Source organism: Pseudomonas abietaniphila (assembly GCF_900100795.1).
In the GTDB taxonomy this organism is placed as follows: Bacteria; Pseudomonadota; Gammaproteobacteria; order Pseudomonadales; family Pseudomonadaceae; genus Aquipseudomonas; species Aquipseudomonas abietaniphila.
Genome location: NZ_FNCO01000004.1, coordinates 21,647 through 46,916, shown reverse-complemented (window position 1 = coordinate 46,916; position 25,270 = coordinate 21,647). Strand labels below are relative to the sequence as shown.

Genomic DNA, 25,270 nt, shown 5'->3' with positions numbered 1-25,270 from the left:
TGATTCGGATGGCCTGAGGCTAAGGATAGTTCGGATTCGCACACAGAAAGAAGGAAGGCGTATGAATGAAGGGGGACCGTTCGTCAGTTGGACGCGCGAGGCCGCGTAGAACGCGGCCTCGCGTACCGAAAAAATATTTTTCGATCAGCCTTGCGCAGTTTCGCTCGGGAAAGTGTTTTTCCACAGCTCGAATCCGCCATCCATGCTGTAGACCTCAGAGAAGCCCTGACCTACAAGATAGGCTGCTGCGCTCTGGCTGGAGTTGCCGTGATAGCAGACAACGACGAGCGGTTTGTCGAGGTCGGCATTGCGGATGAAGTCGGCAATGGAATGGTTGTCCAGATGGTGCGAATCCGGGATGTGATTGCTGGCGAAAGTCTGTGCGTCGCGAACGTCGACCAGCACAGCGCCTTGTTCACGCAGGGCCTGGGCCTGCTCCGGCGGAATGCGTTTGAAGTCGGTCATGGCGTGGGCTCCTGGGCCGTTGGGTTCTCGGACTGTCGAGAACGAAAAGGGGATTCTAACGCTGGGCAGCGGCGGGGTCGCTAGCGCTTGGGTTGCTGGATGTTGACGGGGCGAGATTGCCGCGCTCGTCGCAGTCGCAACGAATCAGCTCCCGGGTATCGACGTTGAGCAGGGTCATGACGTTGCCCCAGACACAGCCCGTGTCGAGCGCATAGACCCCAGGCTCATTGCAGCGGCCTTCCAGCGCGGCCCAATGCCCGAAAATGATATTCAGGCCCTTGGTCTTGCGATCCTTGTGGCTAAACCAGGGGGCATACCCGGCAGGCGCACTGTCCAGGCCTTCCTTGCTTTTGAGGTCCAGCTTGCCGTCAACGGTGCAGAAGCGCATGCGCGTGAAGTAATTGGTGATCACGCGTAATCGGGTGACGCCGTGAAGGTCCTTGTCCCATTTGGCAGGCTCGTTGCCATACATCCCGTCGAGAAAAGGCTCGAACAGGTTGTCGTCGCGCAGCGCTTCTTCGACTTCCTCGGCACAGCGCAGCGCTTTCTTGAGCGTCCACTGTGGCGGGATGCCGGCGTGCACCAAGGCGATGTCGCGCTGGGCGTCGTAATGCAGGAGTTTCTGTTGGCGCAGCCAGTCGAGCAGCTCGTTGGCGTCCGGGGCTTCAAGAATTTCCCGCAGCGTGTCACCTTTTTTCAAACGCTCGATGTTTCGGCCGGCAGCGAGCAGGTGCAGGTCGTGATTGCCCAGCACACACACCACCGAATCGCGCATCGCGTAGAGAAAACGCAATGTTTCCAGCGATTGCGGGCCGCGGTTGACAAGATCGCCCACCAACCAAAGTGTGTCTTTGTCCGGTTGAAAGGACACGCGCTGAAGCAGGCATTTCAGAGGTTCAAGGCAACCTTGCAGATCGCCGACCGCATAGACCGTCATCAGTGAAGCGCCCCCGGCACCGCCAGGCGGAACGGGGCAATGATCGCGTCGAAGCGTTTGCCGTCTTCGGCCAGCATCTGATAGCTGCCCTGCATGTTGCCGACCTTGGTGGTCATGACCGTACCGCTGCTGTACGTGTGGCTTTGTCCCGCCTGAATCAGCGGTTGCTGGCCGACCACGCCTTCGCCGCGAACCTCTTCGACATGGCCGTCACCGTCGGTGATCACCCAGTGGCGCGACAACAGCTTGGCCGGTATCTCGCCGTTGTTATGCACAGTGACGGTGTAGGCGAAGGCAAAGCGGTTTTGCTCAGGCTGCGATTGTGCTGCAAGGAAGCGGGTGACGACGCTGACGTCGACCTGATAACGAGGATCGGACATGCATGAGGCCTTAAAAGCGAAAGCGGAAAAAGCCGGAAAAGCCCGGTGAGGACTCAGTCTAGGACATGTGGCGGGTAAAAAACCAATGGCTCCTTGGCCCGCCCCGTGTCCTGAGGCACTAGCCGACGACAGGCTTCTCGGTGAGTGTGTCAGCCAGGCGGACGAACGCGGCCAGGTCCAGCTGCTCGGGACGCAGGCTGCCATCCACGCCTGCCTCAGCGATTTCATCGCTGGTGAGCAGGGCCTTCAGGGTATTGCGCAAGGTCTTGCGACGCTGGTTGAAGGCTTCGCGCACGAGCCGCTCCAGGACGCGATGGTCCTTGGCAGGGTGAGGCAGCGTTTGGTGCGGAACGAGTCGGACAATGGCCGAGTCGACTTTTGGCGGCGGGTTGAACGCGCCAGGACCGACATTGAACAGGTGCTCCACGCGGCAGTGGTACTGAACCATGATCGACAGGCGGCCCCAGTCACCACCGCCAGGGCCTGCGGCCAGGCGCTCGACCACTTCCTTTTGCAGCATGAAGTGCATGTCACGGATGAGGTGTGCATTCTGCAAAAGATGGAAAATCAGCGGCGTTGAGATGTTGTAAGGCAGGTTGCCGACGACGCGCAGGCTGCCAGGGGCTGCGTTGAGGCGGGTGAAGTCGAACTTCAATGCGTCGCCCTGATGCAGGTTGAAATTCGGCATGGCGCTGAACTGCTGCATGAGGATCGGTACCAGATCCTTGTCCAGTTCCACCACGTCCAGTTGCGCGCCGCTGCTCAGCAGGCCTTCGGTCAGGGCGCCCTGGCCCGGGCCGATTTCCAGCATGCGGTCTTCGGCCTTGGCGCGGATGGAGCGCAGGATCTTGTCGATCACGCCAGCGTCGTGCAGGAAGTTCTGGCCGAAGCGCTTGCGCGCCTTGTGTTGGTATTGCTCAGTCATTGATGGGTCTCGGCCATCTGGTAGGCGGTTTGCAGCGCGACCTTGAGGCTGCCGGTGTCGATCTTGCCGCTGCCCGCCAGATCCAGCGCAGTGCCGTGGTCCACGGAGGTGCGAATGATCGGCAGGCCAAGGGTCACGTTGACGGCGGCGCCGAAGCCTTTGTACTTCAGTACGGGCAGGCCTTGGTCGTGGTACATCGCCAGCACTGCGTCGCAGTGCTCCAGATATTTGGGGGTAAAAAGTGTGTCGGCAGGCAGCGGGCCGCGCAAATCCAGACCATCGCTGCGCAGACGCTCAAGGGTAGGTTCGATGATGTCGATTTCTTCGCGGCCCAGATGGCCGCTTTCGCCCGCGTGCGGATTCAGTCCGCAGACCAGAATCCGTGGGTGAGCAATCCCGAACTTGTTGACCAGATCTGCATGCAGGATGCGGGTCACGCGTTCGATACGCTCAGGCGTGATGGCGTCAGCGACGTCACGCAGGGGGAGGTGAGTGGTCACCAACGCCACGCGCAGATCACCGGTGGCGAGCATCATCACCACCTGCTGTGTTTGGGTCAAATCAGCCAGGAATTCGGTGTGGCCCGAAAACGCAATCCCGCTCTCGTTGATCACGCCCTTGTGTACGGGGGCTGTGATCATGCCGGCGAAGTGACCGTCCATGCAGCCTTGGCCCGCACGGGTCAGGGTTTCCAGCACGAACGCGCCATTGGCTTTGTTCAGTTGCCCGGCAACGACAGGCGCCTGCAGCGGGGTATCCCAGACATACAGGCTTGCCGCAGGTGCAGGCGTATCAGGCCAGGCGTCTGGCGTGACGGGAATCAGGCGGACGGCCACACCCAGCTGCGCGGCCCGCTCGTTGAGCAGGTCGCAACTGGTGATGGCAATCAGGGGGTGGGGCTGGGACTGCTCGGCGAGCAGCAGGCAAAGGTCAGGACCAATGCCAGCGGGCTCACCGGGTGTCAGGGCGAAACGCTTGGGTTTCACTTGGCAGCCTGGTCAGCGCCAGGAAGCTTGATTTCAACGTACGCTTCGTCGCGGATCTGACGCAGCCAGGTTTGAAGCTCTTCGTCGTATTTGCGGTTACGCAGTACGGTCATCGCTTGTTGCTCACGCGCCTGGCTGGTGCTGTCGGTTGCGCGACGGCCCAGGACTTCCAGCACGTGCCAGCCAAACTGAGTCTGGAACGGCTTGGATACGACACCCTGAGGTGTCTCGTTCATGACGTCGCGGAATTCAGGTACCAGCGAACGAGGATCAACCCAGTTCATGTCGCCGCCGTTGAGCGCCGAGCCCGGATCTTCAGAGAAATTCTTCGCCAGTTCACCGAAGTCTTCGCCGTTCTGGATGCGATCGTAGATGCGCTGTGCAAGCAGCTTGGTTTCGGCTTCGCTGCGGATTTCGCTTGGCTTGATCAGGATGTGACGAACATGAACTTCGTCGCGCATTTGGGTCTGATTCTCGCCACCGCGTTTTTCCAGCAATTTGAGAATGATGAAGCCGCCCGGAGTGCGCGCAGGCGGCGTCACCTGGCCCGGGCTCATCGAGCTCAGCATGTCACCGAACGGTGGAGGCAATTGAGCGGCTTTACGCCAGCCCATGTCACCGCCGTCCAGGGCGCTTTCGCTGGCCGAGGAGGAGATTGCGAGCTGCTCGAAATTCGCACCTTGCTGCAGCTTGCCGTAGATGTCCTTGGCTTTGACGGCGGCCGCCTGGATCTGGTCCGAGGTCGCACTGTCAGGCGTTGGAACCAGGATGTTCGCCAGGTGAAATTCTTCGGAGAACTGCGCCTTGCCCAGGTCCGACGCCAGGAAGTTCTTCACTTCCTGGTCCGACACCTGAATGCGCTCGGCAACGCGGCGCTGACGCACGCGGCTGATGATCATTTCCCGACGAATCTGTTCGCGTGCGCTGTTGTACGACAGACCGTCGTGCGCCAGTGCCGCTTTGAACTGGTCGATGCTCATGTTGTTGCGTTGAGCAATGGTGCCGACCGCCTGGTTCAACTCTTCATCGGTAATGCGGATGCCGGAGCGCTCGCCGATCTGCAGTTGCAGGTTTTCCAGGATCAGGCGATCCAGAACCTGCGACTCCAGAGCGCTGGCAGGCGGAACGCCTTGCCCACGCTTGGCGATGGTTTGCTGAACTTCACGGGTGCGCTGGTCGAGCTGGCTTTGCATCACCACGTCGTTGTCGACGATGGCTACAACCTTGTCGATGGAGCGCACTTCAGCGTGCGCCACGGTACCGATGAGTAGCGCGCCCAGCATCAGCGGGCGCAGACAATCAGAAAGCTTGGTCTTCACGTTCACGATAACCTTGGATGCCTTTGTCGAGGAAGCTTTCAACTTTTTGGCCAACGACGCCACCAAGCCCCTTCAACACGATTTGCAGGAAGATGCCGCGGTCGCCTTTTTCGTTCTGCGCCACTTCTTGAGTGGATTCGTCGTAGTCGACCCAGTAACGGTTGATCAGACGCAGCTTCCAGCAGCAGTTGTCGTATTCAAAACCACCAAAGGCTTCGAGGGTACGGTCGCGGTTGTAGTCATATTGCCAGCGAGCAATGGCGCTCCACTGCGGAACGACCGGCCAGATGACCGAGAAGTCATGCTGCTGGATCTTGTAGTAGTCCTTGATGATGGAGCCGTCCGGAAGGACCGCATCACCACCACCGACACTCCACCGACCAGTGGTCTGGTCGTAGCGAACCTGGTCGTTACGATAGCGATAGCCGGCGTTGAACACTTTGCCCGGCTCATCTTCAGGCTGGTAGTGGAACATCGCGCTGCCGGAACGGGTGCTGCGGCTGTCCGGATCCCAGTTAAAGGTCGACGTTGCACGCCAGTCTCGGTTGAAGCGGTATTCGTATTCCAGTGCATACGGAGACACATCAGACTGAGCGTCTTTACGATCTTCGTAGGCGATACCCGGCAACTGCACCTTGCGGTCCGCGAAGTACAGCGCCTGACCAATGCTGAAACGCTGACGTTCGAAACCGTTGTCTTCGATCCAGCGGTTGGTCACGCCCAGCGACAGTTTGTTTTCGTCGCCGATACGGTCGGAACCGACGAAGCGGTTGTCGCGGAACAGCGAGGCGTAATCGAACGTTGTTTCACCCGTGTCGAAAATCGGGATGTCGTTCTGGTCTTTATTAGGCACATACAGGTAGTACAGGCGTGGTTCCAACGTCTGGCGGTAATCCTTGCCGAACCAGTTGGTGTTGCGGTCGAAATACAGGCCGCTGTCAACGCTGAGGACTGGGATCGACCTGTCTACGCCGCTGTCGAAATTCTGCTGATAGCCCGCAATCTGGTTCGTTGCAGTGAGGAGATCCGCTTTTCCTCGTCCGTCCAGATCAAGATCGTACTTGGTGTAGACATACTTGAGCTTCGGCGTGACGTAACCATAGCTCGCGGTCAGCGGCAGGCTGATCGACGGTGCCAGATTCAGTCTGTCGCCGGTGGCGCGCGCGAGGCCGAAAATGTTGTTGTCCAGGCGGGTGCTCGAAATACCATCTTCGTCGGTATAGCTACCGGTACGCAGATCGCGATCAAAGCGAACCAGCTCAGTGTTGTAATCAAACTTCAGGCCACCTGGACGAAATGGAAGGGTTCCATCCAGAGTCAGTTGTGGCAGGCGACCGTACGGCGTGATTTGAGTCACCGTGGTCAATTGGTACTGCTGAGCATTCAGGCGGGCGACGTAGCCGTCGCCGCGATACGTCAGATCACCTTGCTGATTCAGGTAATCATGAGTGCTGACGCCTTCCTGACCACTTTTGAGATCCTGGAAGTAGTAGGGGTCGCTGACCTTGGTGTAGTCGACGTGCGCAGTCAGGCGCTCATCCAGCCCACTGCGGTTTTGCCAGTTGATCATCCAGCGGGTGTCTTTGTAGTCAGACTGCAGCTTGCGATCATCGTCGTCGTCATTCAGGTAAGCCGCACCGAACTGACCTTCACTGCTCTTGGTCAGGTAACGGAACTCGCCTTCAAGCAACAGACCACGTTTGGCCATGTACGTCGGGTACAACGTGGCGTCGTAGTTTGGCGCCAGGTTGAAGTAGTACGGGGTGAGCAACGAGAAGCCGGTGTCGCTGCTGGCACCGATGGTCGGAGGCAGGAAGCCGGACTGGCGACGGTCGTCGATCGGGAAATAGATGTACGGCGTGTAGAGAACCGGGATGTCGTGAACACGCAGGGTCGCGTTGGTCGCGGTACCGAAACCGGTGGCCGGGTTCAGGGTGATGTTGTTGCCCTTCACCGTCCAGGCGTTGCTGCTCGGTTCGCACGTGGTGTACGTACCGTCCTTCAAACGGATGATCGCGTTCTCTGCACGGCGAGCGTACAGCGCGTTACCGCGCACGTTGGATTTGTGCAGCACGTATTCGGCGTTGTCGACCTTCGCCTCACCGGTGTCCAGCTGGACTTCGGCGTGGTCACCGACGATCAGCGCGCCGTTGTCGCGCAGACGGACATTGCCGTTCAGCTCGCCACGGTTTTCAGCCTGGTGCAGGCTCGCTTCTTCGGATTCGACCTGCATGCTGCCTTGGCGCATGACGACGTCACCGGCCAGGGTCGCAATCTGTTCTTCCTGCTGATAACGCGAAGCCTTGGCGCCGATGAAGGTCGGTGCGTCGCTCTTCGCGGTCTTGTCGTCCATGCCCGGACGTATCGGCTCGATGTAGGCGCCGGAGCAGTACGGACCGGTTTCTGCCAGTTGGGCAGCGGTCAGCTTCTCGCGCGGAACCCAGTCCAGGTGACTGTAGTCGGCACTGCGCGATTTCAGACCACGGCCTTTGGCTTCGGTGACGAGCATCGTTTTGGGCACGACCTCACCGCTTTCGGTCGTGGTCGTGCCTTCAGTCGCCGTGCTGGTGTTGGACGACACGCTGTTGGCGTCGTGCACTGGCCGCGGAGGCAACTGGGCTGCGTTGGTTTTCGGGGAGCAATCCCAGGAACCTGTTGCAGACACCGAGCAGTCATACTGTTCAGCTGCAACCACGTACTGGGTGGCCAGAGGTTGCATCGCCAGCAGACTGCCGGTTACGAGCAACGGAAATTTTTTACGAAACGCGGGGGATTTCAATGCCATCTTATTAGTCCGGGCTTCCTGCGCGCCATCTGCCCGCGGGGGGGCCGCACGCCTCTCGATGGGCTGAAAAAGATGTCGGATAATAAAGCATGACCCGCTTGACGGCTAGCGCCGTCGGAGACCCTTGCAATGCCAGATCAAGATGTACGCCTGCAACACCTGAAAGATTGGCTCGATGAGCAGCTGCCGAAGTTGTTTTTGGCTCAAGGTTGGGGCGCCATACCCCCAGCCACGTTGACTGCGGCCAGCAGTGACGCCAGTTTCCGACGCTATTTCCGTTGGGAGGGTGAGGGCCGCACTTTTATCGTGATGGACGCTCCTCCGCCTCAGGAAAACTGCAAACCCTTCGTTGATATCGCTCATTTATTGAGCAAATCAGGAATTAATGTTCCGAAAATTTATGCCGAAGACCTGAATCAGGGCTTTCTGCTGCTGAACGATCTGGGCCGAAAAACCTACCTCGACGTCATCGATGTACAAAATGCCGATCAATTGTTCGCCGATGCCATCGACGCGCTGCTGGCATTTCAGCAGTTGCCAATGGAAGCACCACTGCCCAGTTACGACGTGGCGCTGTTACGCCGTGAGCTTGAGCTTTTTCCCGAGTGGTACGTGAAGCGTCATTTGGGTATCGAGTTCGATGCAACGCAACAGGCCAGTTGGCAACGGGTCAGTGAACTGTTGATCGACAGCGCGCTGGCGCAGCCGAAGGTGCTGGTGCACCGCGACTACATGCCGCGCAACTTGATGCTCAGCGAGCCGAACCCTGGCGTGCTGGACTTTCAGGACGCGGTGTACGGCCCGGTGACCTATGACATCACTTGCCTGTTCAAAGACGCCTTTCTGAGCTGGCCGCAGGAGCGTGTCGCGCGCTGGCTCAAGCTGTATTGGGACAAAGCGGGTGCCGTGGGTATCCCCGTGCAGGATGATTTCGACGAATTTTGCCGTGCCAGTGATTTGATGGGCGTACAGCGGCATTTGAAGGTGATCGGTATTTTTGCTCGCATTTGCCATCGTGATGGCAAACCTCGTTACGTTGCCGACGTGCCACGCTTCTTCTCTTATATAGAAGCCGTGCTGGCGCGCCGACCTGAACTGGTTGAGTTGAGCAACCTGCTGACCAGTCTTGGTCAGCCAAAACAATAAGCCATCGTTTTAAGGAATGGATGTGAAGACTGTCTGGAAGAGGGACGCATGAAAGCGATGATTCTCGCCGCAGGCAAAGGCGAGCGCTTGCGCCCGCTGACCCTGCACACGCCCAAGCCGCTGGTGCGTGCCGGTGGCGTCCCGTTGATCGAATATCACCTGCGCGCGCTCAAGCGCGCAGGCTTCACCGATGTGGTGATCAACCACGCCTGGCTCGGTCAGCAGATCGAGGATTATCTGGGCGACGGTCAGCGCCTGGGGTTGAACATCGCCTATTCCCCTGAAGGTGAGCCGCTTGAAACAGGCGGCGGTATTTTTCGCGCGCTGCCGTTATTGGGTGACGAACCTTTTCTGGTGGTTAACGGCGACATCTGGACCGATTGCGATTTCGCGCCGCTTAGGGCACCGATCAAAGGGCTTGCGCATCTGGTGCTGGTGGACAACCCGCTGCATCACCCGACCGGCGACTTCGCGCTGGTGGGGGGAGAGGTTCGGGATGACGCCAGCCTGTCGCGCCTGACCTACAGCGGCATTGCGGTGTTGCACCCACAGCTGTTTGCCGGGTGCAGCGCGGGGGCGTTCAAGCTCGCGCCGTTGTTGCGCGATGCGATGGGCAAGGGGCAGGTGACCGGAGAGCATTTCACCGGACGCTGGGTGGATGTCGGGACCCATGAACGGTTGGCGGAAGTCGAACAGATTCTTGCGGTGAAACCCTAAATGCTGTGGCCATTCACAGTGATCGGCGGTGGCGTCGGGTATGCGATCGCGAGCATTCCCGGCGCCATGCTGGGGGCTTTGTTGGGGCAGGCGTTGGACCGGCGTCTGCACGTGCAGAGCCTGGCCGAACTGCGCGAGCGTGTCAGCGGACGCAGCGTTCCTCGCGACGACGAGTTGATTTTCATCCTGCTGGGTCGGTTGGCCAAAAGCGAGGGTCGGGTCGTTGACGGTCATATTCAGCAGGCGCGCATTGAGATGCAGCGACTGGAAATGAGCGATCCCGCGAAGCGGCGGGCGATTGCGGCGTTCAATCGCGGCAAGGACGGGCGCGACAACCTGCGTGTGCACCTGACGCGCTTGAAACCACAACCGAATGCGGCCGAAGGGCTTCTGCGCGCCTGCTGGCGTATGGCCTGGGCAGACGGCAGAGCCACGCGCGTAGAGCGTGAGTTGATCGTGCTGTGGGGCAAATGGCTGGGCTGGCCTGCGGACAAGGTCGAGGGGCTGTCATCCGGTGAGGATGAGCAAAGGGCTCGTGCGCCTGCCAGTAGCGCAGGGGAGTATCAGGAAGCGCTACGACTGCTGGGCGTGAGGTCTGATTCGGAGCCCGCGCAGATCAAGCATGCATACCGGCGTTTATTGAGTCGCCACCACCCGGACAAGGTCGCGGGCTCAGGTGCCAATCAACTTCAGGTGCGTGATGCGACGGAAAGGACTCGGGAGTTGCACAACGCCTATGCCGTCATTCGTGATCGGCGGGGGTTTCGGTGACTTCCAGGGTTGTATGTCACCTGTAGGCGCGCGCTTACCCGCGATTGCGCAGGGTCAGACGCTTCATCATTGGCGGGCAGATCGCAACCGCGGCCAAGCGTGCTCCTACAAGGTGAGTCGACCTTACTGACTCTCCAGCCACCCGCGAACCCGACGGAACAGTTGATCCTGCTCCATCGCCGGATTACCCGCAATCGTGCTCAGCGCCACTTGAGTGAAGCGTGCATTCTTCACACGTTTGCTCGCATCCAGACGGTCCTGTGCCTGCTGCCGCGCAACGGTTCGCTCCTTGTTGACGAAGTCCGCTGTCGCGACTTTCAGGGTCGGTAGCAGCTCCAGCAACGTTGGCGTGTCCTTTCCGGTATCCACCGCCGTCACCATCACCAGTTTCTGAACGGCAGGCGAAGCGTGCTCGCTCATGTACCGCGCGGCCCAGTAGGCGCCTGTGCCATGGCCCAGCAATACGACGGTGCGCGCTTTGTTCTGTTGAGCGAACGCCACGGCACTGTCGATACGGGCAAAGATTTTTTCCGCGTTAGCCTTGGCCAGTTCCGCTTGTGCTGCCGCTTGCTCGGCGGCAGCGGCCGCATCGGCTTCAGCGCTGGCGGCCGGATCGGGCGTCTTGGCTTGAGCGTCCTTGGGCTTGTCCTTGTCGGCAGGCGCTTTGTCGCCCGCAGGGGCCGGATCGGCGGCACGTGCGAAAACGTCGTTGTAGGCGTCCGGCATGCTCAGGCTCAAACTTGACCAACCCACGTCGGGGAGCTTGCGACGAAGCGGCCCGACGGTATTGGGCCAGTCGGGTGATTCGTCCGCGCCGGGCACGATCACCACTGCGCCCTTCGGTTCATCAATGTTGGCGGGCTTCCACAGGGCCAGGAAACTGTCGTCGCCAGCCTGCAGCTGCTGTTGTTCGGCTTGGGGCACCGAACGTTCAAGCGCCAGCGCATCTTCCTGGCTGCGAGAGGGCAGGGCTGCGCGCTCGACGGGGGTTTCGGCAGGCTTGGCGTCTTTGGTCGGTGCAGGGTCTGCCGCCATCGCGATCTGCGAGCAAGGTAGTATCAGCGTCAGGCAAATCGCGGGAAACATTGCGCGAATGGTGTAGGACATCGGATATTCCAAAAGCCAGAAACAATTCCGGCAGCCTAATGGGTTGATGACGGTTTGTCAGGCCAGTATCGGCGAACGCGTCGGGAGCCAGGTACACCACATGATTGATCGAGGATTCAGGGAAGTGGAGATGACGGGTTGAGAATCCACGTGCTGTGCCTTCGGGTTATCGGCTGTCCGAGAGCGCTCTTGATGTTTCTGGTGCTGACCGTCCTCTCTTCACTGGCGCAGGCTGGCGTGCCCACTGCGCCGCCTGATCCGCTCAGCGGTGCGCAGCGAGACTGGCTCAATCAACGCGCTCAGTTGCGGGTCGGACTGGTGTTGCAGGCACCCTATGCGCAGTTTGACCGACGGGCGCAGGTGCTGTCGGGGGCCAACGTCGATCTGGTCAACCTGATGGCCAAAACCCTGCAGGTCGAGTTGCTATGGCGTAATTTTTCGGATCAGGCGGAGCTTGAGAAAGCGCTCGCCGATGGCGAGATCGACTTTGCGCCCGGCCTGACGCAAACGCCTGCCGGGCTTCGCCTGTGGCTGTACTCCGACCCTTACATGCGTGTGCCGCAACTGGTGGTCGGTGAGCGTGATGGCTCGGGTGTTGTCGATCTGGAGAAACTGGACAGCCAGGTGCGCGTCGCCGTGCGCATGCCCAGCACCACTGCGGACTACCTGCGCTCCAACTACACCCACCTCAATCTGCAGGGTGTGCCGATGGAGCGCCAGGCGTTGCAGTTGCTGTTGAGCCAGCAGGCACGGTATGCAGTCGTCGACGAAGCGCAACTCAGTCGGTTGTCCCGGGAAAGCGAGTTCGCGGGCCTGGCCGTGGTCGGCGATATCGGCTTTCCGCAGTTGCTGCGGGTCGCCTCCCGGCGCGACATGCCCGAGCTTGCCGAGATCATCAGTCGCGCGCTGAACGTCATCGCACCCAAAGACCTCGACCAGTTGCATGCCCAGTGGTTGCAGCCCAAATACCCGCACGTCAGTGAGTCCCCGGGCCTTTGGAAAAACCTCACGCTGCTGTTGTTAGTGCTGGTGATGGCGAGCGCCGCCATTGTGCTCTGGCAACGCAAGCAACAGCAGGCGCTGGAGCGTGAGTTGTTGGCCGCGCGTGAGGACATTACCAAGCGCCGGGCAGGTGAGGAGTCGCTGCGTCTGGCGCAATTCTCCATCGATCAGAGCACAGTCGGCATTCTTTGGGTCAACTGGGACAGCCACGTGCGTTACGCCAATCGCGCGGCGGAAAGCATGCTGGGGTATGCGCCGGGCGGGGTGGTCGATCGTCCTTTGATCGATTTCGAGCCCGGGCTGAACATGGATCGCTGGCTTAACCTGTGGAAGAACGCACGCTCCAGTGATGAGGCCCCGCAGAGCTTCGAAAGTAATTGTGTTCGCGCGGACGGCAGCATCCTGCCCGCGGACGTTTCGCTCAGCTTTTTGCGCTTTCGCGAGGCTGAATACCTGGTGGTGTTCATCACCGACGTGACCGAGCGCCGTCGCTCGCTGGCCGCGTTGCAGGAAAGCGAAGCCCGCTTGCAGGTTCTGGCCGAGCAGCTGCGGGAGTTGTCGGCGCACCTGGAAACCGTTCGGGAAGAGGAAAAGGCGCGCATCGCCCGTGAGGTTCATGACGAACTGGGTCAGATGTTGACCGTGCTCAAACTGGAAACGTCCATGTGCGAACTGGCCTATGCCGACCTCGATCCAGGGTTGCGGGACCGCCTGAACAGCATGAAGCGCTTGATCGCCCAGTTGTTTCAGCTGGTGCGTGACGTCGCCACCGCGTTGCGTCCGCCGATTCTCGATGCTGGCATCGCCTCGGCGATCGAGTGGCAAGCCCGGCGTTTTGAAGCGCGCACGCAGATTCCATGTCTTGTCCAGGTGCCGGACAACCTGCCCGCGTTGCCGGACGCGACGGCCATTGGTCTGTTTCGCATCCTCCAGGAGTCGCTGACCAACGTCATGCGTCATGCCGAGGCGCACACCGTCGAGCTGAACCTGAGCCTGAACAACGGCGTGCTGTGCATGAGCGTGGCCGACGACGGCAAAGGCTTCGATCAAGATGCAGAGCGTCCAGCGTCGTTCGGGCTGGTGGGCATGCGCGAGCGCGTATTGATCATGGGCGGACGATTGCATCTGGACAGCACGCTGGGAGAAGGCACAACCTTGCGCATCTACATTCCGCTGGAACAGGTCGCGCAGGAGCAAGTGCAGTGATTCGTGTATTGGTCGCCGAAGACCACACCATCGTTCGTGAAGGCATCAAGCAGTTGATCGGCTTGGCCAAAGACCTGCAAGTGGTGGGGGAGGCCAGCAATGGTGAACAGTTGCTGGAAGGGTTGCGTCATATCGAGTGCGAAGTGGTGCTGCTCGACATCTCCATGCCCGGCGTGAACGGTCTGGAAGCCATCCCGCGAATCCGCGCGCTGAACAACCCTCCTGCCATTCTGGTGCTCTCGATGCACGACGAGGCGCAGATGGCGGCTCGCGCCCTGAAGGTGGGTGCTGCCGGGTACGCCACCAAGGACAGTGATCCGGCGTTGCTGCTGACCGCGATCCGGCGGGTGGCGGCGGGTGGTCGTTACATCGATCCAGACCTGGCCGATCGCATGGTGTTCGAGGTTGGGCTGACGGATAGCCGGCCGTTGCATTCGCTGCTGTCCGAGCGCGAGTTCTCGGTGTTCGAGCGCCTGGCCCAAGGCGCCAATGTCAACGACATCGCCCAGCAACTGGCGCTCAGCAGCAAGACCATCAGCACCCACAAGGCGCGCCTGATGCAGAAGCTCAACATTACCTCGCTGGCGGAGCTGGTGAAGTATGCGATGGAGCACAAGCTGGTCTGATCACGTGTCTGAAAACGACGGTTTTCATCGCCTGTAATGACCCCTTCGCGAGCAAGCTCGCTCCCACAGAAAGACTGCGATCCCCTGTAGGAGCGCGCTTGCCCGCGAACGGGTTTCCACGTGCGAAATCCGTTTGCCTGACTGCATGCCTATTCCCGCCATCCGTGTAGGGCAATTCCTACAGAGAACCTTCCATGGCGCCTAGGACAATCTCTCCTACACCCCGATTTGCGCGGTCTGCGGGCTAATCTAGGCTTGTTCCCACGGTTGATTAAACAAAGGTGTGGGTAATGAGCAACGTCGATTCAAGCGCTGGGGCAAGTGATGTTCTGGTCAGCTTTCGTGGTGTGCAAAAGAGCTACGACGGCGAAGCCCTGATCGTCAAAGACCTCAACCTGGACATCCGCAAGGGCGAGTTTCTTACCCTGCTCGGGCCTTCGGGCTCCGGCAAGACCACCAGCCTGATGATGCTCGCCGGGTTCGAGACACCGACGGCGGGCGAGATCCTGCTGGCCGGTCGCTCGATCAACAACGTGCCACCCCACAAGCGCGACATCGGCATGGTGTTCCAGAACTACGCGCTGTTCCCGCACATGACGGTCGCCGAGAACCTGGCGTTCCCGCTGTCGGTGCGCGGCATGAGCAAGACCGACGTTGCCGAGAAGGTCAAACGTGCCCTCGACATGGTGCAGCTCGGCACGTTCTCCCATCGCTATCCGGCGCAATTGTCCGGTGGTCAGCAACAGCGTGTCGCGCTGGCCCGCGCGCTGGTGTTCGAGCCGCAACTGGTGCTGATGGACGAACCCCTCGGCGCACTCGACAAGCAACTGCGCGAGCACATGCAGATGGAGATCAAGCACCTGCACCAGCGTCTGGGCGTGACGGTTGTTTACGTGACCCACGACCAGGGCGAGGCGCTGACCATGTCCGACCGCGTGGCCGTCTTTCACCAAGGTGAAATCCAGCAGATCGCGCCGCCGCGCACGCTGTACGAAGAGCCGAAAAACACCTTCGTCGCCAACTTCATCGGCGAGAACAACCGCATCAACGGCACCCTGCTCAGCCAGACCGGCGACCGTTGCGTCGTCACCCTGGGCCGGGGTGAGAAGGTCGAGGCGCTGGCGGTCAACGTCGGCGCACCGGGCGACTCCGTCACCCTGTCGATTCGTCCTGAGCGTGTGAACCTCAACGGTCGGAGCGAAAGCTGCGTTAACCGTTTCTCCGGCCGAGTGGCTGAATTCATCTATCTGGGCGACCACGTGCGTGTGCGTCTGGAAGTCGCTGGAAAAACCGATTTCTTCGTCAAACAGCCCATCGCCGAGCTGGATCCGGCATTGAGCGTTGGCGACGTTGTGCCCATTGGATGGCAGGTCGAACACGCTCGCGCGTTGGACCCTTTGCAGGAAGCGCATTGATTCATCCGCTGTCGTCGCAAACAGAAGCACCCAGAGGCGACCGAATCGCCCCCCATTGCTTAACCAACATTGCTCGTGGAGAGAAAAACAAATGCTCAAGACATTGAAGCTCACCGCTCTATCGGTCGGCATGATGTGCGCGGCGCAAGCCATGGCCGCCGACCTGACAGTCATTTCCTTCGGTGGCGCGAACAAGGCTGCGCAGGAAAAGGCCTTCTACGCGCCTTGGGAAAAAAAGGGCAGCGGCAAGATCATTGCGGGCGAGTACAACGGTGAGATGGCCAAGGTCAAAGCCATGGTCGACACCAAGAGCGTGAGCTGGGACTTGGTTGAGGTTGAATCGCCTGAGCTGGCTCGCGGTTGCGACGAAGACATGTTCGAAGAAATCGATCCGGCCATTCTGGGCAAGAAAGAAGACTACGTGCCCGGTGCGATTCAGACCTGCGGCGTGGGCTTCTTCGTCTGGTCGACCGTATTGGCGTACAACGCCGACAAGCTGAAATCCGCCCCGACCGGTTGGGCCGATTTCTGGAACACCGAGAAATTCCCAGGCAAGCGCGGCCTGCGCAAGGGCGCCAAGTACACCCTGGAATTCGCGCTGATGGCTGACGGTGTTGCGCCGAAAGACGTCTACAAAGTGCTGGCCAGCAAAGATGGTCAGGACCGCGCCTTCAAGATGCTCGACAAACTCAAACCAAGCATTCAGTGGTGGGAAGCGGGCGCACAGCCGCCTCAGTTCCTGCAGTCTGGCGACGTCGTGATGAGCTCGGCCTACAACGGTCGCATCGCCGCCGTGCAGAAAGAAAGCAACCTGAAAGTGGTTTGGACCGGCGGCGTGTATGACTTCGATTCGTGGGCCATTCCGAAAGGCGCAAAAAACGCCGAGGAAGCGAAGAAGTTCATCGCTTACACGCTCAAGCCTGAACAGCAGAAGACCTACTCCGAAAACATCGCATACGGTCCGGCTAACACGCAGGCCGTTAGTCTGCTGACGGCGGATAACCAGAAAAACATGCCAACCACGCCTGAGAACATCAAGGATCAGGTGCAGTTGAGCGTGAGCTTCTGGACAGACAATGGCGAGTCACTGGAGCAGCGCTTCAACGCTTGGGCTGCCAAGTAAGCCTGCGAAAGACGGTGCCGTTTGGCGTCGTGATTTGAGTTAGATCCGGGTGCGTTTTCCTTCTCGTCGAGTGAGAAAACGCACCCTTAGTTGAAAGATTTCGGAGTTCGCTATGGCCACCGCCGTGCCCCTGACTGAAGGCGCCAGCCCGACCTTGAAGCAACGCCTGGCCCGTGCCGAGCGCGTCAACCGCTGGAAGGCTCAGGCGTTGATCGCGCCATTGGCGATTTTCCTGCTGCTGGTGTTTTTGGTGCCGATTGCGGCGCTGCTCTACAAAAGCGTGAACAACCCTGAAGTGGTTGGCGGCATGCCGCTGACCGTGGTTGAAGTGTCGAAATGGGACGGCAAAGGTCTGCCTCCCGAGTCAGTCTACAAGGCCGCGAGCCAGGATCTGGCCGAAGCCCGCAAGAATCAGACCCTGGGCGACCTGTCCAGGCGCCTGAACCAGGAGCTGGCTGGTTACCGCAGCCTACTGGCGAAAACGGCCCGTGCCGTTCCGTTCAAGGAAGAACCTGCTTCTTATAAAGAAGCGCTGGAAGCCCTCGATGAACGCTGGGGTGATCCCGCGTACTGGCAGGCGATCCGTCGCAACACGTCGAGCTTCACCCCCTATTATTTGTTGGCCGCTGTGGATCACCGTATCGATGACCTCGGTGAAGTGGCGCCAGCGACCCCTGATCAAGCGATCTACATCGATATCTTTGCCCGCACCTTCTGGATGGGTCTGGTGATAACGGTGATCTGCCTGTTCCTTGCCTATCCGTTGGCGTACCTGTTGGCGAATCTGCCTGCACGTCAAAGCAACTTGCTGATGATTCTGGTGCTGTTGCCGTTCTGGACCTCGATTCTGGTGCGCGTCGCGGCATGGATCGTTTTGCTCCAGTCGAGCGGTCTGATCAACGGTGCCCTCATGGCGCTGGGCATCATCGATAAGCCGCTGGAACTGGTGTTCAACCGGGTCGGCGTGTACATCTCGATGGTGCACATCATGTTGCCGTTCATGATCCTGCCGATTTACAGCGTCATGAAGGGCATCTCACCCACGTACATGCGGGCCGCGATTTCCCTTGGGTGCAACCCGTTCGCCAGCTTCTGGCGCGTGTACTTCCCGCAGACCTACGCCGGTGTCGGCGCAGGCTGTCTGTTGGTGTTCATCCTGTCCATCGGTTACTACATCACCCCGGCCTTGCTCGGCAGCCCCAACGATCAAATGGTCAGCTATTTCGTGGCCTTCTATACCAACACCAGCATCAACTGGGGTATGGCCACGGCCTTGGGTGGCTTGCTGTTGCTGGCGACTGTCGTGCTGTACCTGATCTATAGCTGGCTGGTCGGTGCCAGCCGCCTGCGTCTGAGCTGAGGAGACTGAAATGTTGAGCCCTTATTCCTCGCCCATCGAGCGGGTCTGGTACTACGCACTGCGCATCCTGTGCGGGCTGATTCTGTTGTTCCTGGTGTTGCCGGTGCTGGTCATCGTGCCGCTGTCGTTCAACTCGGGCAGTTTTCTGGTGTATCCGCTGCAGGGTTTTTCGCTGCACTGGTACCAGGACTTCTTCGGTTCGGCCGAGTGGATGCGCTCATTGAAGAACAGCCTGATCGTCGCGCCTGCGGCGACCATTCTCGCCATGGGCTTCGGAACGTTGGCAGCGATCGGTTTGACCCGCAGCAACTTCCCCGGCAAGTCGCTGGTGATGGCGTTGGTCATCTCGCCGATGGTCGTGCCGGTGGTCATCGTGGGGGTTGCCAGTTACCTGTTCTTCGCGCCCTTGGGGCTGGGTAACAGCTACACCTCACTGATTCTGGTCCACGCGGTGCTGGGTGTGCCGTTCGTGATCATCACCGTGTCGGCCACGCTGCAAGGCTTTAACTACAACCTGGTGCGCGCGGCCGCCAGTCTTGGCGCATCACCGCTGACGGCTTTCCGTCGCGTGACCTTGCCATTGATTGCGCCGGGCGTGATTTCCGGTGCCTTGTTTGCCTTTGCGACCTCGTTCGATGAAGTCGTGGTGACCCTGTTCCTCGCAGGTCCCGGACAAGCGACGCTGCCACGGCAGATGTTCAGCGGCATTCGTGAAAACCTCAGCCCGACCATCGCCGCAGCGGCGACCCTGCTGATCGGTTTTTCGGTGGTGTTGCTGCTCGCCCTGGAATGGCTGCGCGGGCGCAGTGAGAAACTGCGCACGGCGGTGGAGTAAGCCATAGAGTTGCAAGTGGAGCTGCCATCCCCTGTAGGAGCGCGCTTGCCCGCGAATCGCGTAGCGTCTGTGACGAAGGTATCGCCTGACACAACGCATCGCGGGCAAGCGCGCTCCTACAGGTAGGGCTCCGTCCACCCTCCGGTTTTGTATCAATTGGTCGTTCACCGTTTAAACTCCGCTTCTTGCGATCTACCACGCACGGAGCCCTCGGTGAACGTCAACGACGCCAGTTTCGAAGAACTGCTCAACGCTTTGCATGACGGCGTCTACATCACCGACGGTGACGGCAAGACGCTCAAGGTCAATCACGCCTATGAGCGTCTGACCGGCCTCAGCGGCGCGGACCTGATAGGCCGACCCATGCAGGAGCTGGTCAAGGAAGGCGTCATCTCGCAATCGGCCTCGTTGCGCGTTCTGCAGGAAGGCCGGCCGGTGTCGGTGATGCAGAGCCTCAGTCAGGGCAAGAAACTGCTGGTAAGTGCCACGCCGATTCTCGATGCCGAGCACCGCATTTCCTACGTGGTCAGCACGGTTCGCGACATGACCGAACTGCTGCGCATGAAGCACGAGCGCGATGAACTCCAGCAGCTCAAACAACTGCGCAACAGCACGGCCAAGCTGCATGCTGGTCAGCGCGACAACCTCCTGCATTCTCCCCTGATGGCCGATCAAGAGGTCTCCGGTCGGGTCTTCGCTCTGGCCCGTCAGGTCGCCAGCAGCCCAGTGAAAGTTCTGCTGCAAGGTGAAACCGGCGTCGGCAAGACACTCGTCGCACAGTTCATCCACAACGCCAGCCCGCGCGCCAGCGAGCCGTTTCTTGCCCTCAACTGCGGCGCGCTGCCTGAAAACCTGATCGAGGCCGAGCTGTTCGGTTACGCGCCAGGCGCCTTCACCGGCGCGGGGCCGAAGGGCAAGCGCGGTCTTCTGGAGCTGGCGCACCACGGCACGTTGTTCCTCGACGAAATCGGCGACCTGCCGTTGCCGGTTCAAGTGAAGCTGCTCAAGGTCATCGAAGAGAACCGTTTTATCCCGGTCGGCGGGCTTGAGTTGAAAGAGGTCGATGTACGCATCATCAGCGCCACCCATCACGACCTCAAACAGCTGGTGGCAGAAGGGCGCTTCCGCGCGGACCTGTTCTATCGCCTTAACGTGGTGCCGATCAATATTCCGGCCTTGCGCGAACGCAGTGAGGAAATCCCGCCGCTGCTGCATTACTACCTCGAAAGCTTTAATAGCCGGTACGAGCGCCAGGTGCAGTGGAGCCTTGAGGTCCTGGACCTGATGTGCGAATACGCCTGGCCGGGCAATATTCGCGAGCTGATCAACATCGTCGAGCGCCTGGTGGTGACCAATCAGAGCGGCACCATCGAGGCGCTGGATCTGCCTGAGGAAATCCTCAACCTCAACCCGCAGAACACCGACGACAGCCGCTTGCCCTTGCGCAAGGTGCTGGAAAACGCCGAGCGCTCGGCCATTCGTGCCGCGTTGCAGATTCACAAAACCACTCGCCTGGCAGCCAAGGCGCTGGGTGTCAGTCAGGCGACCGTGGTGCAAAAGATGAAGCGCTGGGAGCGATCTGATTAACGGCGCTCTGATCAGGATTTCAATCAAGACCTGTGAAATCGATCAGAAAGCTAATCAGGACTGATCGGTCAAAAGCCTTCCTGACACCCTGTGATTCGCGCAAAGGTCCATGGCGTGGGGCTTTGCGTGGATTGGCACAGCTTTCGCTAACTCCTCCTGCACGTCTTCCAATAAAACAACGCACACAGGACGAGCACGATGAGCCTCTCTGCCTCTCAAATCAGCGCCTTCAAAATCGCCAACAAACTGATCACTGGCCAAGCCGCCATCGAGCAGCTTGCCGCTGAACTGACCCGCCTCAACGTCAACAATCCCCTGATCGTCACGGACGCCATTCTGGTGAAATCCGGCACCGTCGACCTGGCGCTGGCGCAACTGGGAGGCCGTCGTTACGGCATCTTCGACCAGGTCAAACCTGAGCCTGAAATCTCCATCGTCGAAGACTGCACCCGTGCGTATCGCCACGGCGGCCACGACGGTTTGATCGGTCTTGGTGGCGGCAGCGCCATCGACATCGCCAAAGGGGTTGCAGCGTTTGCCGGTCACGAAGGCCCGCTCGCCGAGCTGTTTGGCGTGGATCTGGTAAAGCGCAAAGGCCCTGCGCTGATTGCCATTCCCACCACTGCTGGCACCGGTTCGGAAGTCACCAATGTGGCGATCTTCTCGGACAAGGAAGCGCAGCTGAAAAAGGGCATCGTCAGCGACTACCTGCTGCCTGACGTGGCCCTGGTCAGCCCGATCATGACCCTGACTTGCCCACGCAGTGTGACAGCGGCCAGTGGCGTCGACGCGCTGGTGCATGCCGTCGAGTCGTACCTGTCGGTCAACGCGTCGCCGATCACTGATGCCATCGCGCTGGGCGCCATCAAACTGATCGCCAAGGCGCTGCCCAAGGCCTACGCCAACCCGGCCAACCTGCAGGCCCGTGAAGACATGGCCACCGCGAGCCTGATGGCGGGCATGGCGTTCGGCAACGCGGGCGTGGGTGCTGTGCATGCGCTGGCGTATCCGTTGGGCGGCCGTTTCAACATCGCGCACGGCGTCAGCAATGCTTTGTTGCTGCCGTACGTGATGGCGTGGAACAAGATGGCGTGCGTCGAGCGCTTCCGTGACATCGCCGAAGCCATGGGTGTGCGAGTCGCCGAGCTGAGCGACAAGGACGCCGCCGATCTGGCCGTCAAAGCCATGGCTGATCTGTGCGCCGCCGTGGACATCCCGTCCGGCATGCGCAGCTTCAACGTGCCTGAGGATGCGATTCCTGCGATGGCCGAAGAGGCGAGCAAGATCGATCGCCTGATGCGCAACAACCCGCGCAAGTTGACCGCCGCCGACATCGAAAAAATCTACCGCGCAGCCTACTGATCCCGAAACGCCAAGACGCCCGGCCCGTTCGGGCGTCAGCCATTACAAGACCAATAAAACAGGTGCAGACAATGTCCAACACTCCCCAACCGCGGAGCGAAAGCCCGTACATCCCGCTCGGCCCTTTCAAGGTGCGATTGCCGTTCATTCACTACACGTTCGAGATGCCGGACTACCTGCAAGGTCTGCTGATGTGTGCCGTGGACCTGGCCGCGATCCCGCTGATGACCGAGCTGCTGGGCATGCCCTTCGAGGTTGCACTGGCGGTGGTGATGCTGAACGGGTTGCTTTACCTCACGCACCACCTGCTAGGCGACCCAACCGTGCCGGGCTGGATCACCCCGGCTGTTCCGCTGTTAATGGCTTACTGCGCGCAATTCCCCATGGGCCCGGAGCGTGTCCATGCCTTGATTGCGTTCCAGCTGATGCTCGGGGTGTTCTCGATTGCACTCGGGGCCACCGGGATGGCGAAGAAGGTCGTCGAATACGTGCCGTCCGCGATCAAGTCCGGGATCATCGTCGGCGCTGGATTGAGCGCGGTGATCGCCGTGTTCCAGGTGGGTGGCAAGTTCAACGTGCTGCCGTGGACCATTTCCATCGCGGTCGGCATCGCGTTCTACCTGATCTTCTCCCAGCACTTCAATGAGCTGAAGCGGCGCAACCGTTTTTGGTGGAACTTCGCAAAGCTGGGCATCTTGCCGATCATCCTGCTAGCCGTCGTGATTGCACCGCTGTTCGGTGAGGCGCCATGGCCGACCATTCAATGGGGCATCAGCAAGCCGGACTTCGCCGGGTTGTGGGAACACTACACCGTGTTCGGGCTGGGTATGCCGCCGTTGTCGATGTTTATCTCCGCGCTGCCGACCATGCTGGCGGTGTACATCATCGTCTTCGGCGACGTCCTCAGTGCGAAGTCGCTGCTTGATGAGGCGCAAACTGTACGTACCGATGAAGTCGTGGACTACAACCCGGATCGTGCTCACTTGATCTTCGGTGCGCGTAACGCGTTCATGAGCATCTTCGGCCCGGACGTTGCCATGTGCGGCCCGAAGTGGGCCGCGATGCTGGTCGTGGTGATCGAGCGTTTCAAAGGTGGCCCGAAGGCGATGCAGTCGATCATCGGTGGCGTTGGCTCGTTCCGCTGGGGCACCAACACCGGCTTGCTGCTGTTGCCGGTCGTGACGCTGGTTCAGCCGATTCTCGGTGTGGCGCTGTCGCTGACCCTGCTGATTCAGGGCTACGTGAGCGTGCGTCTGGGTATCCTCGAAGCGCGCAGCCAGCGTGACCTGGGCATTGCGGGCGTGATCGGCGCGGTGCTGGCGATCAAAGGCGCGAGCTGGGCGTTTGGTATCGGTGTGGTGCTGTGCCTGCTGATCTACGGGAAGAACTTCTTCAAAGGTGAAGTGGACGGAACGTTCGCCAAGGATTTGAGGGTGGTCGACGCCAAGCCAGCCGCCAACACCGAACGCGTGAAGGAAGAAGCGTTGGTGGATTGATTCTGCTTAGGGTGATGCTATGTGGGAGCTGCCGGAGGTGACGACGGTGGCGAATGCGGTTGTTCTGACACACCGCTTTCGCCACCGTCGTCACCTCCGGCAGCTCCCACAATGGATCGCGATTGTATTCACGGGAAACCGCATTCATCCGCCACCCAACACACGTTTCAAACTCTTGGAGTACAATGCGCGCCACCGTGATTTCGCTCAAAAAAGGTGCGTCATGCAGCCCTTCGCTATTGCTCCGTCGATTCTGTCCGCCGATTTCGCCCGTCTGGGTCAGGAAGTCGACAATGTCCTGGCCGCTGGCGCCGACATCGTCCACTTCGACGTCATGGACAACCACTACGTCCCCAACCTGACCATCGGTCCGATGGTGTGCTCGGCGCTGCGCAAGTACGGCATCACGGCACCGATCGACGTTCACTTGATGGTCAGCCCCGTCGATCGCATCATCGGCGACTTCGTCGAGGCCGGCGCGACCTACATCACGTTCCACCCGGAAGCGACCCAGCACATCGACCGCTCCCTGCAACTGATCCGCGAAGGCGGTTGCAGGTCCGGTCTGGTGTTCAATCCGGCGACTCCGCTGAACCTGCTCGAATACGTCATGGACAAGGTCGACATGATCCTGCTCATGAGCGTCAACCCGGGTTTTGGCGGGCAGAAGTTCATTCCCGGCACGCTCAACAAGCTGCGCGAAGCGCGCGCGTTGATCGACGCGTCCGGGCGTGACATCCGTCTGGAAATCGACGGTGGCGTCAACGTCAACAACATCCGTGAAATCGCTGCAGCGGGCGCCGATACGTTTGTTGCAGGTTCAGCTATCTTCAATGCGCCGGACTACCAAGAGGTCATTGAAAAAATGCGTGCAGAACTGGCGTTGGCTCGTTGATGAGCGGCTTCGAACAGCTGTTTCCGGGTCGCCTGCCCAAACTGATCATGTTCGATCTGGATGGGACCCTGGTCGATTCGGTGCCGGATCTGGCCGCAGCTGTGGATAAAACCCTGATTCAGCTCGGACGCGCGCCGGCGGGTATCGAGCGCGTGCGCGACTGGATCGGCAACGGCGTGCGCGTGTTGGTACGCCGGGCGTTGGCGAACGACATGGACCACTCCGGCGTGGACGAAGCGTCCACTGAGTCGGCGCTGGCGATTTTCATGGAGGCCTACGGCGGCGACCATTCGCTGACCAAGGTCTATCCAGGCGTGCGTGAAACGCTGAAATGGCTGCAGAAAAATGGCGTGGAAATGGCCCTCATCACCAACAAGCCCGAGCAGTTCGTCGCGCCGTTGCTGGATGACATGAAACTGGGCCGTTTCTTTCGCTGGATCGTCGGCGGCGACACCTTGCCGCAACAGAAACCCGATCCTGCGGCGCTGTTCTTCGTGATGAAAATGGCCGGTGCGCCGGGCTCGCAATCGCTGTTTGTCGGTGACTCGCGCAACGACGTGCTGGCCGCCAAAGCTGCCGGCGTTGCCTGTGTGGCATTGAGCTACGGCTACAACCACGGTCGCCCGATTGCCGAGGAATCTCCGGCGTTGGTGATCGACGATTTGCGCAAACTGATTCCCGGTTGCTTAGATCTTGGGGCTGAGATAACGTTGCCCGACGTTAAAGCTCCCTCCTTTAGAGAATCCATCGTGGTGGTCACTCGCAAACTCTGGATGAAAGTCATCAAGGCCCTGGCCCGTTGGCGTTGGCGCGCCTGACTTGAAT

22 protein-coding genes are annotated in these 25,270 nt (G+C 60.0%); 14 read left to right on the top strand and 8 right to left on the bottom strand.

Annotated elements, in window-relative coordinates; genetic code table 11:
- Positions 1 to 144: 144 nt before the first annotated feature.
- The 7 genes from glpE to BLS87_RS09350 form a co-directional block, all read right to left on the bottom strand.
- Positions 145 to 465, bottom strand: coding sequence for a thiosulfate sulfurtransferase GlpE (glpE, locus tag BLS87_RS09380; RefSeq protein ID WP_062385210.1), 321 nt, complete (start codon positions 463 to 465; stop codon positions 145 to 147).
- 55 nt (positions 466 to 520) lie between these two features.
- Complete coding sequence (locus BLS87_RS09375) at positions 521 to 1,402, bottom strand: symmetrical bis(5'-nucleosyl)-tetraphosphatase (RefSeq protein WP_074752226.1); 882 nt, start codon at positions 1,400 to 1,402, stop codon at positions 521 to 523.
- Complete coding sequence (gene apaG, locus BLS87_RS09370; protein WP_074752225.1) at positions 1,402 to 1,782, bottom strand: Co2+/Mg2+ efflux protein ApaG; 381 nt, start codon at positions 1,780 to 1,782, stop codon at positions 1,402 to 1,404. Before apaG ends, BLS87_RS09375 begins: the two co-directional genes overlap by 1 nt.
- A gap of 118 nt (positions 1,783 to 1,900) precedes the next feature.
- On the bottom strand, positions 1,901 to 2,707 hold the full coding sequence (rsmA, locus tag BLS87_RS09365) for a 16S rRNA (adenine(1518)-N(6)/adenine(1519)-N(6))-dimethyltransferase RsmA (protein WP_074752224.1): 807 nt from the start codon (positions 2,705 to 2,707) through the stop codon (positions 1,901 to 1,903).
- Positions 2,704 to 3,693 carry a 4-hydroxythreonine-4-phosphate dehydrogenase PdxA gene (gene pdxA / locus BLS87_RS09360; RefSeq protein ID WP_074752223.1) on the bottom strand — a complete coding sequence of 330 codons (990 nt, stop codon included), beginning with the start codon at positions 3,691 to 3,693 and terminating at the stop codon, positions 2,704 to 2,706. The genes rsmA and pdxA overlap by 4 nt, the downstream gene beginning before the upstream one ends.
- A complete protein-coding gene (locus BLS87_RS09355; protein ID WP_074752222.1) occupies positions 3,690 to 5,012 on the bottom strand; it encodes a peptidylprolyl isomerase in 1,323 nt (440 codons plus the stop codon). The genes pdxA and BLS87_RS09355 overlap by 4 nt, the downstream gene beginning before the upstream one ends.
- Positions 4,993 to 7,365, bottom strand: coding sequence for an LPS-assembly protein LptD (locus tag BLS87_RS09350; protein ID WP_425262213.1), 2,373 nt, complete (start codon positions 7,363 to 7,365; stop codon positions 4,993 to 4,995). The genes BLS87_RS09355 and BLS87_RS09350 overlap by 20 nt, the downstream gene beginning before the upstream one ends.
- A 561-nt stretch (positions 7,366 to 7,926) precedes the next feature.
- Between BLS87_RS09350 and BLS87_RS09345 the strand changes: the two genes are divergently transcribed.
- Genes BLS87_RS09345 through BLS87_RS09335 form a run of 3 tightly spaced genes read left to right on the top strand, consistent with a single transcriptional unit; the run spans position 7,927 to position 10,431 of the window.
- A complete protein-coding gene (locus BLS87_RS09345) occupies positions 7,927 to 8,943 on the top strand; it encodes an aminoglycoside phosphotransferase family protein (protein WP_074752220.1) in 1,017 nt (338 codons plus the stop codon).
- Positions 8,944 to 8,991: 48 nt separating this feature from the next.
- Positions 8,992 to 9,660 carry an N-acetylmuramate alpha-1-phosphate uridylyltransferase MurU gene (gene murU, locus BLS87_RS09340; RefSeq protein WP_074752219.1) on the top strand — a complete coding sequence of 223 codons (669 nt, stop codon included), beginning with the start codon at positions 8,992 to 8,994 and terminating at the stop codon, positions 9,658 to 9,660.
- On the top strand, positions 9,661 to 10,431 hold the full coding sequence (locus BLS87_RS09335) for a DnaJ domain-containing protein (protein ID WP_074752218.1): 771 nt from the start codon (positions 9,661 to 9,663) through the stop codon (positions 10,429 to 10,431). It begins immediately after the preceding gene.
- A 123-nt stretch (positions 10,432 to 10,554) separates the two neighbouring features.
- Here the strand turns inward: BLS87_RS09335 and BLS87_RS09330 are convergent, their stop codons facing one another.
- Entirely contained in the window at positions 10,555 to 11,538 is a 984-nt protein-coding gene (locus BLS87_RS09330; protein WP_074752217.1) for an alpha/beta hydrolase family protein, read from the bottom strand.
- 192 nt (positions 11,539 to 11,730) lie between these two features.
- On the opposite strand from BLS87_RS09330, the gene BLS87_RS09325 reads away from it, so the two are divergent.
- From BLS87_RS09325 to BLS87_RS09275, 11 genes are all read left to right on the top strand, one after another.
- The gene (locus tag BLS87_RS09325; protein WP_074752216.1) at positions 11,731 to 13,746 is read left to right on the top strand and encodes a PAS domain-containing sensor histidine kinase; all 2,016 of its coding nucleotides are present in this window, start codon (positions 11,731 to 11,733) and stop codon (positions 13,744 to 13,746) included.
- Positions 13,743 to 14,372, top strand: coding sequence for a response regulator (locus tag BLS87_RS09320; protein WP_074752215.1), 630 nt, complete (start codon positions 13,743 to 13,745; stop codon positions 14,370 to 14,372). Before BLS87_RS09325 ends, BLS87_RS09320 begins: the two co-directional genes overlap by 4 nt.
- A gap of 290 nt (positions 14,373 to 14,662) precedes the next feature.
- On the top strand, positions 14,663 to 15,787 hold the full coding sequence (locus BLS87_RS09315; RefSeq protein ID WP_074752214.1) for an ABC transporter ATP-binding protein: 1,125 nt from the start codon (positions 14,663 to 14,665) through the stop codon (positions 15,785 to 15,787).
- 91 nt (positions 15,788 to 15,878) lie between these two features.
- Complete coding sequence (locus BLS87_RS09310; RefSeq protein ID WP_074752213.1) at positions 15,879 to 16,910, top strand: polyamine ABC transporter substrate-binding protein; 1,032 nt, start codon at positions 15,879 to 15,881, stop codon at positions 16,908 to 16,910.
- Between the two features lie 112 nt (positions 16,911 to 17,022).
- Positions 17,023 to 18,270 (top strand): ABC transporter permease, encoded by a 1,248-nt coding sequence (locus BLS87_RS09305; RefSeq protein WP_074752212.1) that lies wholly within the window; start codon positions 17,023 to 17,025, stop codon positions 18,268 to 18,270.
- A 10-nt stretch (positions 18,271 to 18,280) separates the two neighbouring features.
- Complete coding sequence (locus BLS87_RS09300) at positions 18,281 to 19,105, top strand: ABC transporter permease (RefSeq protein WP_074752211.1); 825 nt, start codon at positions 18,281 to 18,283, stop codon at positions 19,103 to 19,105.
- Positions 19,106 to 19,318: 213 nt separating this feature from the next.
- Positions 19,319 to 20,692, top strand: a complete 1,374-nt coding sequence (locus BLS87_RS09295; RefSeq protein WP_074752210.1) for a sigma-54 interaction domain-containing protein — start codon at positions 19,319 to 19,321, stop codon at positions 20,690 to 20,692.
- 198 nt (positions 20,693 to 20,890) lie between these two features.
- Entirely contained in the window at positions 20,891 to 22,054 is a 1,164-nt protein-coding gene (locus BLS87_RS09290) for an iron-containing alcohol dehydrogenase (RefSeq protein WP_074752209.1), read from the top strand.
- A 71-nt stretch (positions 22,055 to 22,125) separates the two neighbouring features.
- Entirely contained in the window at positions 22,126 to 23,550 is a 1,425-nt protein-coding gene (locus BLS87_RS09285; RefSeq protein WP_074752208.1) for a hypothetical protein, read from the top strand.
- Positions 23,551 to 23,773: 223 nt separating this feature from the next.
- Complete coding sequence (rpe, locus tag BLS87_RS09280; protein ID WP_074752516.1) at positions 23,774 to 24,445, top strand: ribulose-phosphate 3-epimerase; 672 nt, start codon at positions 23,774 to 23,776, stop codon at positions 24,443 to 24,445.
- On the top strand, positions 24,445 to 25,263 hold the full coding sequence (locus BLS87_RS09275) for a phosphoglycolate phosphatase (protein ID WP_062385176.1): 819 nt from the start codon (positions 24,445 to 24,447) through the stop codon (positions 25,261 to 25,263). Before rpe ends, BLS87_RS09275 begins: the two co-directional genes overlap by 1 nt.
- Positions 25,264 to 25,270 lie beyond the last annotated feature (7 nt).

Coding starts and splice junctions, on each gene's coding strand:
- BLS87_RS09330 (WP_074752217.1), bottom strand. CDS start 11,538: ATGTCCTACACCATTCGCGCAATGTTTCCCGCGATTTGCCTGACGCTG.
- BLS87_RS09275 (WP_062385176.1), top strand. CDS start 24,445: ATGAGCGGCTTCGAACAGCTGTTTCCGGGTCGCCTGCCCAAACTGATC.
- BLS87_RS09315 (WP_074752214.1), top strand. CDS start 14,663: ATGAGCAACGTCGATTCAAGCGCTGGGGCAAGTGATGTTCTGGTCAGC.
- apaG (WP_074752225.1), bottom strand. CDS start 1,782: ATGTCCGATCCTCGTTATCAGGTCGACGTCAGCGTCGTCACCCGCTTC.
- rpe (WP_074752516.1), top strand. CDS start 23,774: ATGCAGCCCTTCGCTATTGCTCCGTCGATTCTGTCCGCCGATTTCGCC.
- BLS87_RS09300 (WP_074752211.1), top strand. CDS start 18,281: ATGTTGAGCCCTTATTCCTCGCCCATCGAGCGGGTCTGGTACTACGCA.
- BLS87_RS09375 (WP_074752226.1), bottom strand. CDS start 1,402: ATGACGGTCTATGCGGTCGGCGATCTGCAAGGTTGCCTTGAACCTCTG.
- BLS87_RS09325 (WP_074752216.1), top strand. CDS start 11,731: ATGTTTCTGGTGCTGACCGTCCTCTCTTCACTGGCGCAGGCTGGCGTG.
- BLS87_RS09345 (WP_074752220.1), top strand. CDS start 7,927: ATGCCAGATCAAGATGTACGCCTGCAACACCTGAAAGATTGGCTCGAT.
- BLS87_RS09310 (WP_074752213.1), top strand. CDS start 15,879: ATGCTCAAGACATTGAAGCTCACCGCTCTATCGGTCGGCATGATGTGC.
- murU (WP_074752219.1), top strand. CDS start 8,992: ATGAAAGCGATGATTCTCGCCGCAGGCAAAGGCGAGCGCTTGCGCCCG.
- glpE (WP_062385210.1), bottom strand. CDS start 465: ATGACCGACTTCAAACGCATTCCGCCGGAGCAGGCCCAGGCCCTGCGT.
- BLS87_RS09290 (WP_074752209.1), top strand. CDS start 20,891: ATGAGCCTCTCTGCCTCTCAAATCAGCGCCTTCAAAATCGCCAACAAA.
- BLS87_RS09350 (WP_425262213.1), bottom strand. CDS start 7,365: ATGGACGACAAGACCGCGAAGAGCGACGCACCGACCTTCATCGGCGCC.
- rsmA (WP_074752224.1), bottom strand. CDS start 2,707: ATGACTGAGCAATACCAACACAAGGCGCGCAAGCGCTTCGGCCAGAAC.
- BLS87_RS09285 (WP_074752208.1), top strand. CDS start 22,126: ATGTCCAACACTCCCCAACCGCGGAGCGAAAGCCCGTACATCCCGCTC.
- BLS87_RS09335 (WP_074752218.1), top strand. CDS start 9,661: ATGCTGTGGCCATTCACAGTGATCGGCGGTGGCGTCGGGTATGCGATC.
- BLS87_RS09305 (WP_074752212.1), top strand. CDS start 17,023: ATGGCCACCGCCGTGCCCCTGACTGAAGGCGCCAGCCCGACCTTGAAG.